The 16,155-nt window shown below is 67.0% G+C and carries 16 protein-coding genes; 6 read left to right on the top strand and 10 right to left on the bottom strand.

Annotated features, from left to right (window positions below):
* The first annotated feature begins 25 nt into the window (after positions 1-25).
* Entirely contained in the window at positions 26-1,138 is a 1,113-nt protein-coding gene (locus tag M1L58_RS04765) for a UDP-N-acetylmuramate dehydrogenase (RefSeq protein ID WP_248658010.1), read from the top strand.
* A gap of 21 nt (positions 1,139-1,159) precedes the next feature.
* Here M1L58_RS04765 and M1L58_RS04760 read toward each other — a convergent pair whose 3' ends face one another.
* The 6 genes from M1L58_RS04760 to M1L58_RS04735 all read right to left on the bottom strand — a co-directional run bounded on the left by M1L58_RS04760 (position 1,160) and on the right by M1L58_RS04735 (position 6,688).
* Positions 1,160-2,251, bottom strand: coding sequence for an alpha/beta fold hydrolase (locus M1L58_RS04760; protein ID WP_248658009.1), 1,092 nt, complete (start codon positions 2,249-2,251; stop codon positions 1,160-1,162).
* Positions 2,252-2,309: 58 nt separating this feature from the next.
* Positions 2,310-3,137 carry a MerR family transcriptional regulator gene (locus tag M1L58_RS04755; RefSeq protein ID WP_248658008.1) on the bottom strand — a complete coding sequence of 276 codons (828 nt, stop codon included), beginning with the start codon at positions 3,135-3,137 and terminating at the stop codon, positions 2,310-2,312.
* A 6-nt stretch (positions 3,138-3,143) separates the two neighbouring features.
* Positions 3,144-3,467, bottom strand: coding sequence for a DUF2516 family protein (locus tag M1L58_RS04750; RefSeq protein ID WP_005200278.1), 324 nt, complete (start codon positions 3,465-3,467; stop codon positions 3,144-3,146).
* A 71-nt stretch (positions 3,468-3,538) separates the two neighbouring features.
* A complete protein-coding gene (locus M1L58_RS04745) occupies positions 3,539-4,684 on the bottom strand; it encodes a heparin-binding hemagglutinin (RefSeq protein ID WP_248658007.1) in 1,146 nt (381 codons plus the stop codon).
* A 14-nt stretch (positions 4,685-4,698) separates the two neighbouring features.
* On the bottom strand, positions 4,699-5,232 hold the full coding sequence (locus M1L58_RS04740) for a helix-turn-helix domain-containing protein (protein WP_282578323.1): 534 nt from the start codon (positions 5,230-5,232) through the stop codon (positions 4,699-4,701).
* Between the two features lie 115 nt (positions 5,233-5,347).
* Complete coding sequence (locus tag M1L58_RS04735) at positions 5,348-6,688, bottom strand: DUF445 domain-containing protein (RefSeq protein ID WP_040536399.1); 1,341 nt, start codon at positions 6,686-6,688, stop codon at positions 5,348-5,350.
* 41 nt (positions 6,689-6,729) lie between these two features.
* On the opposite strand from M1L58_RS04735, the gene M1L58_RS04730 reads away from it, so the two are divergent.
* Genes M1L58_RS04730 through M1L58_RS04720 form a run of 3 tightly spaced genes read left to right on the top strand, consistent with a single transcriptional unit; the run spans position 6,730 to position 9,202 of the window.
* Complete coding sequence (locus tag M1L58_RS04730; RefSeq protein ID WP_248658058.1) at positions 6,730-7,530, top strand: TetR/AcrR family transcriptional regulator; 801 nt, start codon at positions 6,730-6,732, stop codon at positions 7,528-7,530.
* A complete protein-coding gene (locus tag M1L58_RS04725) occupies positions 7,527-8,354 on the top strand; it encodes an SDR family NAD(P)-dependent oxidoreductase (protein WP_248658006.1) in 828 nt (275 codons plus the stop codon). Before M1L58_RS04730 ends, M1L58_RS04725 begins: the two co-directional genes overlap by 4 nt.
* Positions 8,351-9,202: a polyphosphate kinase 2 family protein gene (locus tag M1L58_RS04720; protein WP_248658005.1), complete on the top strand. Its 852-nt coding sequence runs from the start codon at positions 8,351-8,353 to the stop codon at positions 9,200-9,202. Before M1L58_RS04725 ends, M1L58_RS04720 begins: the two co-directional genes overlap by 4 nt.
* A 163-nt stretch (positions 9,203-9,365) precedes the next feature.
* Here M1L58_RS04720 and M1L58_RS04715 read toward each other — a convergent pair whose 3' ends face one another.
* On the bottom strand, positions 9,366-10,565 hold the full coding sequence (locus M1L58_RS04715; RefSeq protein ID WP_248658004.1) for a benzoate/H(+) symporter BenE family transporter: 1,200 nt from the start codon (positions 10,563-10,565) through the stop codon (positions 9,366-9,368).
* Between the two features lie 64 nt (positions 10,566-10,629).
* On the opposite strand from M1L58_RS04715, the gene M1L58_RS04710 reads away from it, so the two are divergent.
* Together M1L58_RS04710 and M1L58_RS04705 are read left to right on the top strand one after the other, a co-directional pair.
* On the top strand, positions 10,630-11,160 hold the full coding sequence (locus tag M1L58_RS04710; RefSeq protein WP_248658057.1) for a helix-turn-helix domain-containing protein: 531 nt from the start codon (positions 10,630-10,632) through the stop codon (positions 11,158-11,160).
* 149 nt (positions 11,161-11,309) lie between these two features.
* Complete coding sequence (locus tag M1L58_RS04705) at positions 11,310-12,263, top strand: hypothetical protein (RefSeq protein ID WP_248658003.1); 954 nt, start codon at positions 11,310-11,312, stop codon at positions 12,261-12,263.
* A gap of 149 nt (positions 12,264-12,412) precedes the next feature.
* Here the strand turns inward: M1L58_RS04705 and M1L58_RS04700 are convergent, their stop codons facing one another.
* From M1L58_RS04700 to aceA, 3 genes are all read right to left on the bottom strand, one after another.
* Positions 12,413-13,174 carry a hypothetical protein gene (locus M1L58_RS04700; RefSeq protein WP_006867261.1) on the bottom strand — a complete coding sequence of 254 codons (762 nt, stop codon included), beginning with the start codon at positions 13,172-13,174 and terminating at the stop codon, positions 12,413-12,415.
* Positions 13,175-13,419: 245 nt separating this feature from the next.
* Positions 13,420-14,337 carry a 3-hydroxybutyryl-CoA dehydrogenase gene (locus tag M1L58_RS04695; RefSeq protein WP_248658002.1) on the bottom strand — a complete coding sequence of 306 codons (918 nt, stop codon included), beginning with the start codon at positions 14,335-14,337 and terminating at the stop codon, positions 13,420-13,422.
* 140 nt (positions 14,338-14,477) lie between these two features.
* On the bottom strand, positions 14,478-15,773 hold the full coding sequence (aceA, locus tag M1L58_RS04690) for an isocitrate lyase (protein WP_006867263.1): 1,296 nt from the start codon (positions 15,771-15,773) through the stop codon (positions 14,478-14,480).
* Between the last annotated feature and the right edge of the window lie 382 nt (positions 15,774-16,155).

Below are 16,155 nucleotides of genomic sequence, written 5' to 3'. Positions count from 1 at the left end.
CCGGTCGCCGGTTAACGTTTAACGCGTGACCGACACGCAGACGCCGCTGAGCGCACCCCTCGCCGAGCTGACCACCCTGCGTCTGGGCGGCCCCGCCCGCGAGATCGTGCGTTGCCCGGACACGCGCAGCATCGTCGAGACCATCCAGGAGCTCGACGAACGGTCCGAACCCGTGCTGGTGATCGGCGGCGGGTCCAACCTCGTCATCGGCGATGCCGGCTTCGACGGCACCGCCGTGGTGTTGGCGAGCAGCCGCATCGAGTTCGGCTCGGGCCGCGAGTCAGGCCGTTCCCACGTGGTCGCCGACGCCGGCGTGGGTTGGGACGACCTGGTCGCCGCGACCGTCGAGGCCGGCTTCGGCGGGCTGGAGTGCCTGTCGGGGATTCCCGGCGCGGCCGGAGCTACGCCGGTGCAGAACGTCGGGGCCTACGGGGTCGAGGTCGCCGACATCTTGCGGTCGGTCCAGGTCCTCGACCGCCGGTCGGGCAACCTGCGCTGGGTCTCCCCCACCGAGCTGGGACTCGGCTACCGCACCAGTAACCTCAAGCACCGCAACGACTTCGTGGTGGTCGCGGTGTCCTTCTGGCTCAACGAGGATCGCGCGAGCCAGCCGATCCGGTACCGCGAGCTGGCCACGACGGTCGGCGTCGAACCCGGCGATCGCGTCGACGCCGCCGCCGCCCGCGAGGCGGTCCTCGGCCTGCGTCGCGGCAAGGGCATGGTCCTCGACGCCGACGACTTCGACACCTGGAGTGCCGGTTCGTTCTTCACCAACCCGATCGTCGACGGTGGGGACGCCCCCGCGGTTCTCGAACGGATCGCGGCGAGGGTCGGCGCCGATGTGGCGATCCCGTCCTACCCCGCCGGCCCGCAACCGAACCCCTCGGACGCCGACGCCCCCACCGCGGTCAAACTGTCGGCGGGCTGGCTGATCGAACGGGCCGGCTTCGGTCGCGGCTACCCATCGGCCGACGCCCCGGTCCGCCTGTCGACGAAACACACTCTGGCGCTGACCAATCGGGGTTCGGCCACCACCGAGCAGCTGCTCACACTGGCGCGCGAGGTCCGTGACGGCGTTCTCGACGCCTTCGGCGTCACACTGCGACCCGAGCCGGTCTTCGTCAACTGCGCGCTCTGATGACCGGTCGGGCGCCGTGATTCAGCTGGCCCGCTGCGCGGTCCGTGACACGTCGGCGACCAGCTCGTCGAGCATCTCGTTGAAGCGTTCCGCCGCTTCGATGCTCGACATGTGCCCGACACCCTCGTAGACGACCAGATCGCGCAGAGAACCGTTGCGGCGCAGCACCTCTGCCATCTGCTCGGCGTGCCGTGGCGGGGTGAGCCGGTCCTCGGTGCCGACGACCACCACCGTGGGCACCGTCAGCGCCTCGAGTCCTGCGGTCACATCCAGTTTGCCCATCGCCGAACCCCATCCGGCCCGCGCACGCGGCGGACATGAACCGACCATCTCGTCGACGAAGTCGACATGCGACTTGCGCGCGTTGGGGCCGAGGGCGATGTAGTGCGAGAACTTCACGCCGTACTGGGTTTTCGGGATCGGAACCGGTACCGAGGTGATCGCCTTGGTGACGACCGGGGTGAACGGCCGCGCGTACGCGGGCAGATCAACGGGTACGAGTCCGTGGTTCTCCATCACGGCGTTGGCCGCCGTCGACACGAGCACCGCGGCGGACACCTTGGCGCCCACTTTCTCCGGGAACTGAGCGGCCCACGACATGATGGTCATGCCACCCATGCTGTGCCCCACCAGGATTGCCCGACGACCACTCGGGACGGCGGCCTCGAGCACCGCGTCGAGATCGTGTCCGAGCATCGCCACCGTCGGCCGGGCACGCCCCCGTTCAGAGCGTCCGTGCCCGCGCTGGTCGTAGACGACGACGCGACGGTCACCGGCGTCGGGCGTGATGAGGTGGTTGATCTGCGGGTACCAGTAGGCGGTGTTGCAGGTCCAGCCGTGGACCATCACGATGACGTCGCCCGCGGGATCGTCGTCGTCGGCACCGTAGACCTCGACGTTCAGCGCCGTGCCGTCGGCCGTCCGGACAGTCTGCCGCAGCGGGGCGATCTCGGGCTCGCAGAGCAGATCGTCAGGGCTGTCGTCGACCGCGGTCGAGGTCCGCAGCGCATCCCGGGTGATCCCCGCGAGCACCGTACCGACCCCGAGGCCGATCACGCCCGCACCCACGGCGGTCGCGACCCCGCCGACACTCACCAATGACTTCCGCTTCACCGGCACTCCTCGCTACGTGGAACCCCTCAGATCGGGGCTCCGTGCGGGGGCGCCTCGTTCAGCGCCCCGTCTCAGTGTTCAATGTACCAATATCCGTTGTCTCATAGCCGGCGCCCCGCTGGTCACCGGCCGAATCCGGCGTCGTGGAGCCCGGTTCTTCGTCTCCGGTGGCGGCATCGAAGTAGGTCGCCGCCCGCCCGATCGCCTGGGAGATCTGCTCGTCGAGAGCCCGGCGGAACGTCGTCTCGACGATCTCGTGGGCCATCGGCCGAACGGTCTGGATGAGGTCCGCCATCTTGCTGACACCCTGCTCACCGAGGTCGGGCAGGTTCTCGTCGAAGTAGGTGTCGGTGATGATCGAGACGAAGCTCTTCGCGACGTCCTCGAGGTCGTCCTGGACCCGAACCCAGCGGTCGAGCAGGAACTCCAGGTCGACACCGGCCTTCACCAGGACCTCGGCCCCCTCGAGCAGCTCGGGGTTGCGGATCGCGTAATGCGTGCCGTCCTTGGCCAGCAGACCCAGTTTCTGGCTGAGCGCGATGGACCGATCCGAGGCATTGAGCGTCTTCTTCAGCTCGGCGATGGTGATCGTCGCGGCACGCTTGAAGTTGCGGAACCGGCCGCCCTTCGGCGACCCGCGCAGGATCTGTTCGACGCGCATGCCGTGGTGGGCGGCATGCAGCAGCTCGCTGATCGTCGCGAAGGTGTACCCGCGTTCGAGCATGCGGGAGATGAGGTTCAGCCGCACCAGGTGCTGGTCGGAGTACCAGCCCGCACGGCCGCGGATGGTGGGTGGCGGAAGCAGTCCGCGGTCCTGATAGACCCGGATGTTGCGAACGCTGACCCCCGACGCCTCGGCGAGGTCGTTGATCCGATACTCCGCCACGATGCATCAGGCCTTTTTGCTGAACCAGGATTTGCCCTGGATGTCGTCCACACGTTTGCGCACGTCGACCAGGTACACGAGCATCGCGACCACGCCGATGATGCCCAGGAAGCTCACCGCACCGAAGAACCAGATGAACAGCGATGCGGCGGCCAGGATCGCCACCCAGATCACCTTGCTCTGCCGGTCGACCGCCGGGAACGCATCGGGCCGCTGAATGGCCGCGTGGATCAGCGCGACGACCGCCGCGATCCCTGCGACCACAGTCAGGACCAACATGATCAGACTCTGCCCATAGGCCAACACGCTGAAGACGTCCACGCCGAACACTCTAGTCCCGTGCGCCCCGATTGCCGCAGCAGCCCACGACGCCACGCACGTGCGGAACGTGCGCGCAGCGATCAGTCGGCGCGCGGAGTGGCCTTCTTGGCGGGCGTTTTCTTGGCGGGGGCCTTCTTCGCAGTCGTCTTCTTGGCTGCGGTCGCCTTGTTCGCCGCGGCGGCCTTCTTCGCGGCCGGAGTCTTCTTGGCGGCCGCCTTGGTCGGCGTGGCCTTCGTCGCCTTGGCGGGGGCGGCCTTACGGGCCGGGGCCTTCTTGGCCGCAGCCCGTTCCGCGGCACCCTTCACCGCAGCAGCCTTCTTCGCCGGTGCCGTCTTCGCAGGGGCCTTCTTGGCCGGGGTCGTCTTGGCCGGGGTCGTCTTGGCTGGGGCCTTCTTCGCCGCCGCCTGCTTGGTCGGTGCCTTCTCGGCGGGGGCCTTCGCGGCCGGGGCCTTCTTCGCAGGCGCCTTCTTCGCGGGAGCCTTGTTCGCCGGGGCCTTGTCCGCAGGAGCCTTGGTGGCCGGGGTCGCCTTGGCGGGGGCCTTGGTCGCCGGGGCCGGAGCCGGCGACGCAACGGCTCGCACCGGTGCGTCGGCGCTGGCATCGCGGACCGTCCCGTCGGGAGCGCTGCCGTCGGCCAGCCCGGCCAGCCGGAGCGCACGCTCACCCACCGCGCGCGTCTGCTCGGAAATCGTCCCCAGCGCCTCTTCGGTGAGACCGACGGCGTCGCTGTAGACCTTTTCCAGCTTCGGCAGATTCTCCCCGACGACCGGCTGCGACAACAGCTTTCCGACGGCCTCGTCGCGCCGCTCCGACAGCGACGTCAGCAGCCCGGCCGCGACGGCGAGATATGCCTCGGCGACCTTACGGAGTTCGTCCGGCGAGAACCGGGTGCGCAATTCCTCGATCTCGGTGGGCAATTCGACGGGCAGCGTCGACAGCTTCGACTTGGCCTCCTCGAAGAGCGCCAGCGCGGTCGCGAGCGCCTCGTCGATCCTCGCCTGCGCGTCGTCCCGGGAACCCGAGATCCTCGCCTGCGTCGAGCCGACCGTCTCGACCAACTTCGACTGGGTGTTCTCGACAGTCTCCGCGAGCTTCGACTGGGTGTTCTCGACAGTCTCCGCGAGCTTGGACTGGGCCTGTTCGCTCGCCGCCTCCCCGCGCTCCCGGACCTCGGCCAGCAAGGCGGCCACCTGTCCCACGGCTGTCGTCAACGGGTTCTCGCTCATTCAGGTCTCCTGCCTCAGTTTTCTCGGAACTCGTCTTTCTCGGAACCAGTCGAGGAGATCGCGTTCTCCTTGCGAAAGGACTCGTAGATCTCCAGCAACATCTGTTTCTGACGCTCGTTGATCGAGTCATCTGCGATGAGAGCATCACGGACCGGGCTCGCGGGGCGTTCTTCGAGAATTCCTGCGCGCACGTACAACACTTCCGCGGACACCCGCAGACCCTTGGCGATCTGGGCGAGGACGTCCGCAGAGGGTTTCCGGAGTCCTCGCTCGATCTGACTGAGGTACGGATTGCTGACCCCGGCACGTTCGGCGAGCTGCCGGAGCGACACCTTGGCGGCCACCCGCTGGGACCGGATGAAGGCGCCGATGTCCTGCGCCGCATTCGCCACCGCGTCCTGCGCAGCCGTCGCGACGGCCTCCACGGCCTCGACCGCCATCGTCGTCGTGCCGTCACCGTCGTCGGACACCTGATCCGCGGAGTCGTCGGACTCGGCCTCACCGTCCACGACGGCGTCGAGGGCAGCCTCGTCCTTGTCGCGCTTCATCACGCTCCGTTCCAGGGTCGATCGTCTTTCCCAAGTATCGGCTTCACTGCTAGCACGTGCAAGCACACAGCTAATACAGGATGTCGGATCACAGACGGATCACCGGGATTCGGCGTCAATGGAAGATCAGCACCGACGTCGTGTGGATGGCCAGACCGGCGAGCGCACCCACCACGGTGCCGTTGATCCGGATGAACTGGAGGTCGCGTCCCACCTGGAGTTCGATCTTGCGACTCGTGTCGTCGGCGTCCCAACCGCGCACGGTCTCGGTGATGACGGAGATGATCTCCTGCGAGTAGTTCGCGGCGATGTGGTGCGCGACCCGCGCGACCCAGCCGTTCATCTTCTCCTGCAGCGGACGATCGTCGCGAATCCTCGTCGCGAGCTGGATGATCGAGTCCGACAACGTGTTGCGCAGTGTGCTGTTCGGGTCGTCGAGCATCTGCTCGATGACGGCCTTGCCGGTCTTCCAGGCGGTCGACGCCGCGCCGGTGACCTCGTCGCGACCCACCAGTTCCAACTTGATGGCCTCGAACTTGGCGATCATCTCGGGATCGTTCTGCAGGTCGTTCGCGAACTTCTCCACGAATTCGTGCATCGCCCGGCGCATTTCGTGGTCGGGGTCGGAGCGCACCTTGTAGGTGAACTCGACGAGTTCGCGGTGGATCTTGTCGCCGACGAGAGTGTTGACGAACTTCGGCGTCCACTGCGGGCCGTCCCGGTCGAGCACGCGGTCGATGAGGTCCTGGCTGCCGATCGCCCATTCGTGTGCGCGATCGCAGAGCATCTGGAAGACCGGTTCGAGACGGTCCTCGGCGATGAGCTGTTCCAGGATGCGGCCGGTCGGCGGCGCCCACTGCGGCTCGGCGACCCACTTCAGTGCAGCCTGGATGAGCTGCTCGACGTCCTCGTCGCGCAGCATCTCCGACGCGAGTTGGATCGCCCGGGCCGCTTCGCCGGAGATCCGCGGGGCGTTGCGCGGGTCGGCGACCCACGTCGACAACCGCCGCGGCAGATCGATCTGCTGCGCACGGTAGACGACGACCTCGGGCGTCATGAAGTTCTCTTCGATGAAGCCGCCGAGTTGGTCGCCGATGTCGTCTTTCTTCTTGCGGATCAGCGCGGTGTGCGGGATCGGGATGCCGAGCGGATGCCGGAAGAGCGCGGTCACCGCGAACCAGTCGGCCAACGCGCCGACCATGCCGGCCTCGGACGCGGCCTGCACGAAGCCGACCCACGCGGCGACGTCTTCGCCGTCGCGGTGCTCGAGATAACGAGTGAAGAGGTAGACGACCGCCGCGAAGATCAGGAAGCCGGTCGCGACCGCCTTCATCCTGCGGAGATCCCTGCGCCGGCCGGCGTCCCCGGCGCTGTCCGCACCGAATCCGGGGGCAGACGGCGCCGAGGGCTTGCCCTCGGGCTGCCCGGCGACTCCTTCGATGACTGTCGATGCCATGGCACCAGTGTCACCCATCAAGCGACTACGCTGGCGTCGTGATGGCCAACCGCCCCAATCCCGCAGCTGCGGCGCGTGCAGCGATGGCGGCTGCGGCCAACGTGACGCGCGGACTCGAACAGGTCCTGACCACCGTCACCGAGACCGGCGCCAAACCGGACGGTCGCAAGCAGCGCTGGGAGAAGCACAAACTCGCCCGCCGCACCGAACTGACCGACGGTGTCATCGCCGCGGTCCGCGAGCTCGGCGCCGATGTCGGCATGGACGAGATCGCCGCCCACATCGGGGTGTCCAAGACCGTTCTCTACCGGTACTTCACCGACAAGAGCGACCTCGGCGTCGCGACCACGGTGCGCTTCTTCGAGAACACGATCTGGCCGCGGCTGACGGAGGCCATCTCCGACGACGTCGACGAGTACACGCTGACCCACACGATCATCGGGGTGTACGTCCATGCGGTCGACGACGAACCCAACCTGTACCGCTTCGCACTCGCCAGCTCGCCCACGTCGTCGCCTGCTCCCGCTGACTCGGTCCGTCTGGTCGCGCAACTGGTCATGAGCAGCATTGTGATGCGCATGACCGAGCGCGGTGCGGACACCACCGGCGCCGAACTGTGGTCGCACGCCCTCGTCGGCGGCATCCAGCACGTCGTCGACTGGTGGATGACCAGCCGCACGCTCGACGCCGACCAGGTCGTCGACTACCTGACCATGATGGTGTGGAGCGCGGTCGTGGGCGTCGCCGCCGTCGACGGCTCGCGTGAGGCCTTCCTCGCCTCTCCCCCGCCACTGACCGAACCCGTGCGTGAGGCACCGTCCGACGCGGCAGGCGGCTCATGAGTCGGGTCGCGCTGGTGACCGGGGGCAGCCGGGGCGTCGGCCAGGGGGTCGCCCGCGCGCTCATCGAGGACGGCTGGACCACTTACGTCACCTCACGCCACGGCACCGGACCCGACGGGGCCATCGCCCTCGCGTGTGACCACACCGACGATGCCGCGGTGGCCGCGGTGTTCGACGAGATCGCCTCCTCCGGTGGGCAACTCGACCTCCTCGTCAACAACGCGTGGGCGGCGCCGAAGGGCTTCGGCGGGTTCTCGGACCCGTTCTGGAAGCGTCCGGTCGACGACTGGGACACCCTGATCGGCGTGGGTCTGCGCGCGCACTACGTCGCGTCGGTATACGCGGCCCGAATGATGACCGAGGCCGGACGGGGGCTGATCACGAACATCTCGTCGTTCGGTTCCCGCGGCCACCTGCATTCGGTGCTGTACGGGATGAGCAAGGCCGCGCTGGACAAGATGGCCGCGGACATGGCCGTCGAGCTGCAGGGCACCGGCGTCAGCGCGATCTCGTTGTGGCTGGGCCTGATCCGCACCGAGCTGCTGCTGTCGCTGGGGATCGACGAGTTCGCCGGTTTCTCGCTGCAGCGAGCCGAGGATCCGGAATTCGTGGGTCGCGTGATCTCCCGCCTCGCGCAGGACCCCGACCTCGCCGCGCACAACGGCCACACCCTCGTCACCGCCGAACTGGGCGCCCGCTACGGGATCGTCAACAACGATGGCACACCACCGGATTCGCATCGCAGCGCATTCGGCGGCGGGCCGCTGTTCCCACCGGCGACCGAGACAGACGCACCGGTTAAATCACGAGAGGACGTGTCATGAGCAAAGGCTGGTTCACTCCTGCCGCCGAGGCCCTGCGCGCGAGCGCGGTCGGACCGATCGCATCCTTCGACCCCGAGTCGACGCCGGGATTCGACGGCGACAAGGAGTCCGGTTCCGAGCTCCTCGCCTCTCGCGGACAGGATCTTGCCGACCTCCAGGAGCTGTTGTACGCCAACGGTCGCTCCGGTGACCACCGCTCGGTTCTGCTGGTTCTGCAGGGCATGGACACGGCCGGCAAGGGCGGCATCGTCCGGCACGTGGGTGGTCTCGTCGACCCACAGGGGTTGAGCATCAAGGGCTTCGGCAAACCGACCCCTGAGGAACTGCAACACGACTTTCTGTGGCGCATCCACAAGGCCCTCCCACCCGCGGGACGGATCGGGATCTTCGACCGGTCGCACTACGAAGATGTCCTGCCCGTCCGGGTGCACAACCTCGTCCCGAAGGCGGAGTGGGAGAAGCGCTACGATCTCATCAATCAGTTCGAGTCCGAACTGGTCGCCGGTGGCACCACGATCATCAAATGCTGCCTGGTGGTGTCGAAGGACGAGCAGAAGGCGCGTCTCGCCGAACGTCTCGACCGTCCGGACAAGTACTGGAAGTACAACCCGGGCGACATCGACGAGCGCGCCCACTGGGACGCCTACCTCGAGGCGTACCAGGACATCTTCGAGCTGACCGACAAGGATTCGGCTCCCTGGTTCGTGATCCCCGCCAACCGGAAATGGTTTGCCCGGCTCGCCGTATGCGAATTGCTCACCGCTACCCTCTCCGGCCTCGAACTCGATTGGCCGAAAGCCGATTTCGATGTCGAGGCCGAGAAGAAGCGGCTCGCCGCGAGCGACTGACCTCGATACGCGGCGCCCTCGCTACGCTCGGTCGGCGCTACTCGGCCATCGAAACTGGTGGTTGAGTAGGTGAGGAGCGCCGGCGACGAGCCGGAACTGCCAGTTGAGTAGGTGAGGAGCGCCGGCGACGAGCCGGAACTGGTGGTTGAGTAGGTGAGGAGCGTTAGCGACGAGCCGTATCGAAACCACCCCGCCGCAGCACTCCCCACGACACCAGGCCCACGACGAGCGCCCAGAACGCACCGCCGATCCCGGCGAAGGTCACGCCGGAAGCGGCGGTGACGAACGTGAGCGCAGCCGGTATCCGGAACTCGACCTGCTCGAACGCCCCCATGATCGCTGCCACGAAGGTCGCGAGAAGTGCCAGTCCGGCAACGGCTTCCAGCAATCCCTCCGGCGAGATGGCGGTGATGACCACCAGCGCGCCGGACAGCGCTGCGAGGACGAGGCTCGTCGACCCGGTTGCGACGCCGGCGATCCAGCGCCGTGAGCGATCGGCACCCGCTTCGGGTCCGGCGGCGAGCGCGGCCGACAAGGCGGCCAGGTTGATCGCGTGCCCGCCGAACGGTGCACCGATCACCGTCCCGGTTCCGGTCACGAACATCGCGGAACGCCACGGTGTTTCGTAACCGAAGGACTTGAGCACGGCTACGCCGGGCACGTTCTGCGAGGCCATCGTGACGATGTAGAGCGGGATCGCGATGCCGATGACGGCGGCGGCGTCGAAGGTCGGGGTGGTCCAGGCCAACCGCGGCCACCACGTCTCGGCTGCCCACCCGTCGTAGCCGTCGACAGCGAGGTTCACGCCGATCACGATCAATGCGGTCACCAATGCCAGCGGGAGCGCCCACCGCGGCAGCCAGCGCATCGCGAGCAACCACACCACGAGGATCGGGATCGTCGACCAGGGTTGATCCCCGAGCGACTGCATGGGCGCGAGACACAGCGTGAGGAGTACACCGGCGAGCATCGCCTGGGCGAGCGGCGTCGGGATCCGCCCGATCAGATCGCCGAGCGCCGGCACCAATCCCGTTGCCAGGACCAGTAGACCGACGATCAGGAACGCACCCACCGCCGACGACCAGGTGCCCTCGTACGAACCGGCCATCGAGGCGAGAAGCGCCGCGCCCGGCGTCGACCATGCGAGGGTGACCGGCCGTCGGGTCCGCCAGGACAGCAGGATCGTCCCGGCCGCGAACATCACGGTCAGCACGAGCAGACCGGAGGCCGCCTGCACCGGCGTCGCGCCGACAGCACGCAGGCCGGTGACCACCACGACGAACGACGAGGTGAATCCGACCAGCGAGGTCACGACACCGGCGATGACCGGCTCGGTACGAGTCGACGGCGCGGTACTGGTCATGGGGCGAGCATAGCGGTATCGTTCCGTAAACAGAACACCACCGACCATGGAAGGCCGACCGGGGATGACGGCAGGCGACGAGCGTCGACGCATGGTCGGCACCCGGATCTCGACGTTGCGCGAGCAGCGCGGCATGAGCCTGTCCGCGCTGGCCCGCGAAGCCGGCATCGGCAAGGGATCGCTGTCGGAACTCGAAGCCGGACAGCGCAATCCGACACTCGACACCCTCTACGCGGTAGCCGGACCGCTCGGCGTGCCGCTCACCGCGCTACTCGGCGAGGAGACCGGGGTCGAGGGTACGAGCCCACACCTCGCCGCCCAACTCCTCCACGTCGAGCATCACGCCGACGGCACCACCACCGAGGTGTTCTGGCTGCACGTCACACCCGGTGGCGTCCGCGAATCCCCCGCCCACGGCCCCGGCGTCGTCGAGCACATCCTCGTCGCCAGTGGACATCTCGCCGCCGGACGCGTCGGCGAGGAGCACTCTGCCGGCCCCGGCGAGTCCATCGAGTGGATCTCCGACGTCTCCCACACCTACCGCTCCGACGACGGCGCCCTCGCGGTCCTGACGATCCGCTCCCCCTCCCGCTGAGCTCTTTCCCTCCCGCCTGATGAATTCGCTCCCGCGGGCGCTAGCCGATAAGCGGGAGAGAAGGCGTCCCGCGGGACGGAAAGGCTCACGCGGGAAGGCGATGAAATCGACGGGAGCCCAAAGGCGCTCCAGTGCGTCAAAGAAGGGTGATGGTCTATCCACTCGATCAGTACGGTCTCCTCAGAAGAGCCGCCGCGCTCGACGCGGCGATCTCCGACAACGAGCTCGCGGCCGCTGTCCGCCGCCGCGAGCTCGTACGTCTCGTCCCGGGCGTGTTCGTACCGGCGTCGGCGCAGTTCGACGGGCATGAGGGTGCCCAACGGCTGCACCGGCTCAAAGCGATCGCGGTCGCGACCGTCGGCGATGCCGATACGCAGGCGATGCCGCTGAGTCATGCGTCGGCTGCCGCCGTCCACGGTCTGCCGCTCCTCAAACCGGACATCGAGTACGTGCATGTGGTGAGCGGGAAGAAGTCGGGTGGCTCGATACAAGGGCATCGCCACGTCCACGCCGCTCCGGCCGGCGAGGACGACATCGTCGAGGTCGACGGCATTCTGGTGACGACCCTCGAACGCACTGCGGTCGACGTCGCGACGAGCGGTACCTTCGCACAGGCACTGGCCGCGTTCGATCAGGCACTACGATCCGATGCGAGCCCCGAGAAGATCGCACAGATTGGGGCGGGTCGTCGACGCCGCGGTGTGCGCGTTGCGCGACGGGCATTGAAACTCGCCGATCCCCTGTCCGAGACCGTGGCCGAATCCTGGAGTCGCGCTCAGATGATCGAAGCGGGTCTGCCGATACCGCGACTCCAGCACGAGTTCCGCGGACGCCGCGGCACCTACTATTCCGACTTCGACTGGGACGAGCGGCTCATCGGCGAGTTCGACGGAATGGTCAAGTACGGGCGTCTGCGCAAACCGGGGACCACCATCGAAGACAGTGTTATGCAGGAGAAGCGTCGTGAGGATGACCTGCGCGCTCTCGGCGCCATCGTCGTCAGATGGACGTGGACGGATCTCGAGAAGGGCGCCGTCGTGGGGCTGTTGCGACCCTGGCTCGAGAAGCTGGATCTGGTGCCGTCGAGGCCCATTCCCGCGTGACTGTTTCCCTGCGGCGGGACCGATTCCCTCGCGCTTATCGGCTGGCACCCGCGGGAGGGAATCGGATAAGCGCGAAGGAAACACCTGAGCGCGAACACGACGACGCCCCCGCCGGGTAGCGGGGGCGTCGTATCGACTTGCGCGAGTGCTTACTTCGCGGTGGTCGCCTTCTTGGCCGGAGCCTTCTTGGCGGGCGACTTCTTGGCCGGAGCCTTCTTCACGGCGGGAACCGGCTCGTCCTTGGCCTCGGCGACCTTCTTGGCCGGCGATGCCTCGGCGGTGCGGGTCTTGGCCTCGACAGTGCCTGCGGCGCCGTCGATCTCCTTGGCCGCGTCGTCGGCCTGCTCCTTGATGTCGCCGCCGATCTCCTCGATGGCAACGGCGACGTCCTCGACCTCTTCGCTCACGCGACCGGCCAGCTTGGCGGCGCGCTCACCGACGAGGCGGGTCTGCGAGGACACGACACCGAGTGCGTCTTCGGTCAGGTCGACAGCGTCGTTGTAGACCTTCTCCACCCGGGTCAGGTTCTCCTGGACGACCGGCTTCTTGCGCAGGCGCTCGAGGGTGGCCTCGCCACGCTCGGCGAGCGTGTTGTAGAAATCGGTGGCCTTCTCGACGTACGGGTCGGCGAGCTTCTTGAGCTCGTCGGCGGTGAGCTTGCCGCGGAGTTCGTCGATCTCGGACGGAACTTCCTCGGAGAGCGTCTCGATGCGGGTCTTGGCCGTCTCGGGCAGCTCGGTGATGAGAGCCTTGGTCTCGGTGTAGCGAGCCTCGAGACGCGTCTGAGCGGTCTCGGCGGCGGCCTCGGTGCGCTCACGGAGCTCGGTGAGCTTCTCGGTGACCTGCGCGAAGGCGTAGTCGCCGGCGCCGACTGCGGCGTAGAGCGGGGCGTAGTTACGGGTGGTGGTCACTGGTGACTCCTTCTGTTGGCACCAATCGCGCTGCAGCACATGCGGTCTCGCTGATCTCGGCATCATCGCCGGGCGCATGTCGGTTTGTCGTCGGTTCGACGCGATGTCGCAAGCCGCCATGATCTTCCGGCTCGTCACCGCGCGAGATTAGGGAACCGCGGCGCCATCGGTATTGGTGTTTCCGTAGTCCAGTATCCACGCCGTGCTAGCAAATGCAAGCATTCTGCTAACACCTGTGGCCCAGCTCACCTCTTGCCGGCGAGAACTCGCTCGTACTCGTAGAAGCCGTGCCCGGCCTTCTTGCCGAGGCGACCCGACGTGACCATCTGCACCAGCAACGGGGGCGGCGCATAGAGCGGCTCGTCGAACTCCTCGACCATCTTGTCGGCGATGGCCTTGACGGTGTCCAGTCCCACCAGGTCGGCGAGCTTCAGCGGCCCCATCGGATGGGCGCAACCGAGCATCATGGCCTTGTCGATGTCCTCGACCGTCGAGAAACCGCTCTCCACCATGCGGATCGCGGAGAGCAGATAGGGGACGAGCAGGGCGTTGACGACGAAACCCGAGCGGTCGGCGGAACGGATCACCTGTTTGCCCAGAACGTCATGCGCGAACGTCTCTGCCCGAGCGGTCACCTCGGGAGCGGTCACCGGGGTGGTGACGAGCTCGACCAGAGGGAGCACGGGTACGGGATTGAAGAAGTGGAGGCCGATCACACGGCCGGCGTTCTGAGTCGCCACGGCCAGCTTCATGATCGCGATGGAGGAGGTGTTCGACGCGAGGACGGCGTGCGGATCGTCGACGATTTTGTCGAGGTCGGCGAAGATCGCGGTCTTGACGGCCTCGTCCTCGACGACGGCCTCACAGACGAGCTGCCGGTCGGCGAAATCGTTGAGATCCGAGGTGAACGAGAGGCGGTCGGCCGCCTGATCGCGTTCGCGCTCGGTGAGTTTGCCGCTCGACACCCCGCGGTCGAGTGAACTGAGGATGCGGGCGCGTCCCGCCGACAGAAGATCCCTGGTGGATTCGTAGACCAGGACGTCGGCCTGGGCCCGGGCGCACACCTCGGCGATCCCGGCACCCATCTGTCCGGCTCCCACGACGCCGACTCGGCAGGTCTTCTCGGCGGTCCGATGGACCTCCGGGGTTCGGCTCGTTGGCATGGTCGGCTCCTGAAAACGCGCGGCACCGGAAAGGTGTGGGTATGACGAGCCCGGGGTGAGCGGGTCGGGAGACCTGCTCACCCCGGGTCATCTGTCAGCCACCGATCGAAGTCACACCGTGGTGCGACCGATGTCGGTTCCTAGTGGAACTGGCCCTCTTCGGTCGAGCCCTTGAGAGCTGCGGTCGAGGTGTTCGGGTCGACGGTGGTGGCGATGCTGTCGAAGTAGCCGGCGCCGACCTCACGCTGGTGCTTGACGGCGGTGAAGCCACGCTCGTCGGCTGCCTTGAACTCGCGGTTCTGCAGGTCGACGAAGGCGGTCATCTGCTCGCGGGCGTAACCGTAGGCAAGGTCGAACATGCCGTAGTTGAGCGAGTGGAAGCCGGCCAGGGTGATGAACTGGAAGGTGAAGCCCATGGCGCCCAGCTCGTTCTGGAACTTGGCGATGGTGCTGTCGTCGAGGTGCTTGCTCCAGTTGAACGACGGGCTGCAGTTGTAGGACAGCAGCTGGTCCGGGAACTCGGCCTTGACCGACTCGGCGAACTTGCGAGCCAGCTCGAGATCCGGGGTACCGGTCTCCATCCAGATCATGTCGGCGTAGGGAGCGTAGGACTTCGCACGCTCGATGCACGGCTCGATGCCGTTCTTCACGTGGTAGTAGCCCTCTGCGGTGCGCTCACCGGTGATGAACTGCTTGTCGCGGTCGTCCACATCGGAGGTGATGAGGGTCGCGGCCTCGGCGTCGGTACGCGCGATGACGACGGTGGGGACACCGGCGACGTCGGCGGCCAGGCGAGCCGAGTTCAGGGTGCGGATGTGCTGCTGGGTCGGGATCAGCACCTTGCCACCGAGGTGGCCACACTTCTTCTCCGAGGCGAGCTGATCCTCCCAGTGGGTACCGGCGGCACCAGCGGCGATCATGGCCTTCTGCAGCTCGTAGACGTTGAGGGCGCCACCGAAGCCGGCCTCACCGTCGGCGACGATCGGGACGAGCCAGTTGTCGACCGAGTCGTCACCCTCGACGCGGGCGATCTCGTCGGCGCGGAGCAGCGCGTTGTTGATACGACGAACGACGTTCGGAACCGAGTTCGCCGGGTACAGCGACTGGTCGGGGTAGGTGTGGCCGGACAGGTTGGCGTCACCGGCGACCTGCCAACCCGACAGGTACACGGCCTTCAGGCCGGCGCGGACCTGCTGCACGGCCTGGTTACCGGTGAGGGCGCCCAGAGCGTTGATGTAGGAGCCGTCACCCTTGGTCACGCCCTCCCACAGGATCTCGGCGCCACGGCGGGCGAGAGTGTGCTCCTCGACGACCGAACCCTGGAGCTGAGCGACCTGCTCGGCGGTGTAGTCGCGCTTGATGCCCTTCCAGCGGGGGTTGGTGTCCCAGTCCTGCTGGATTTCCGCGGCGGTGCGGGGCTTTCCGACGTTGCTCATTGGCTGCTTCGCTTTCGTTGTCCTGCTCGTCTCGACCGGGTCGGATCGGGACGACCGGCCCGGCGCGCCGCCGAGGCCTGGAGTGCTGACAGACATCCGACTCGTTCCCGAGAGCGTCGTACTCGCGTGTCCGGCATCGGTGTCGGCCGAACTTTGCGAACCCTTGGGCTTTCGTCTGTGGTGCCTGAAGCAAGAGTGCCACAGGACAAACCTGCAGGTCCAACCCTCGACGACTGTAAATCCGGGCTATTTTTTGACGACGCTTTGCAAAGTTTGCAAATCTTCACGTGTGAAGACTGGGGTCGTTCATCGTAAAAAGTACGCGCGTACTGGGATTTCCTACTGCCGAGTACAGCACACTTCTGCGCAGCGGCGCGCGAAT

Origin of the sequence: Gordonia sp. C13, assembly GCF_023218005.1 — a bacterium.
Classification (GTDB): domain Bacteria; phylum Actinomycetota; class Actinomycetes; order Mycobacteriales; family Mycobacteriaceae; genus Gordonia; species Gordonia namibiensis.
Note: the sequence above shows the minus strand (reverse complement) of the source record. Positions and strands in the feature narration are given on the sequence as shown.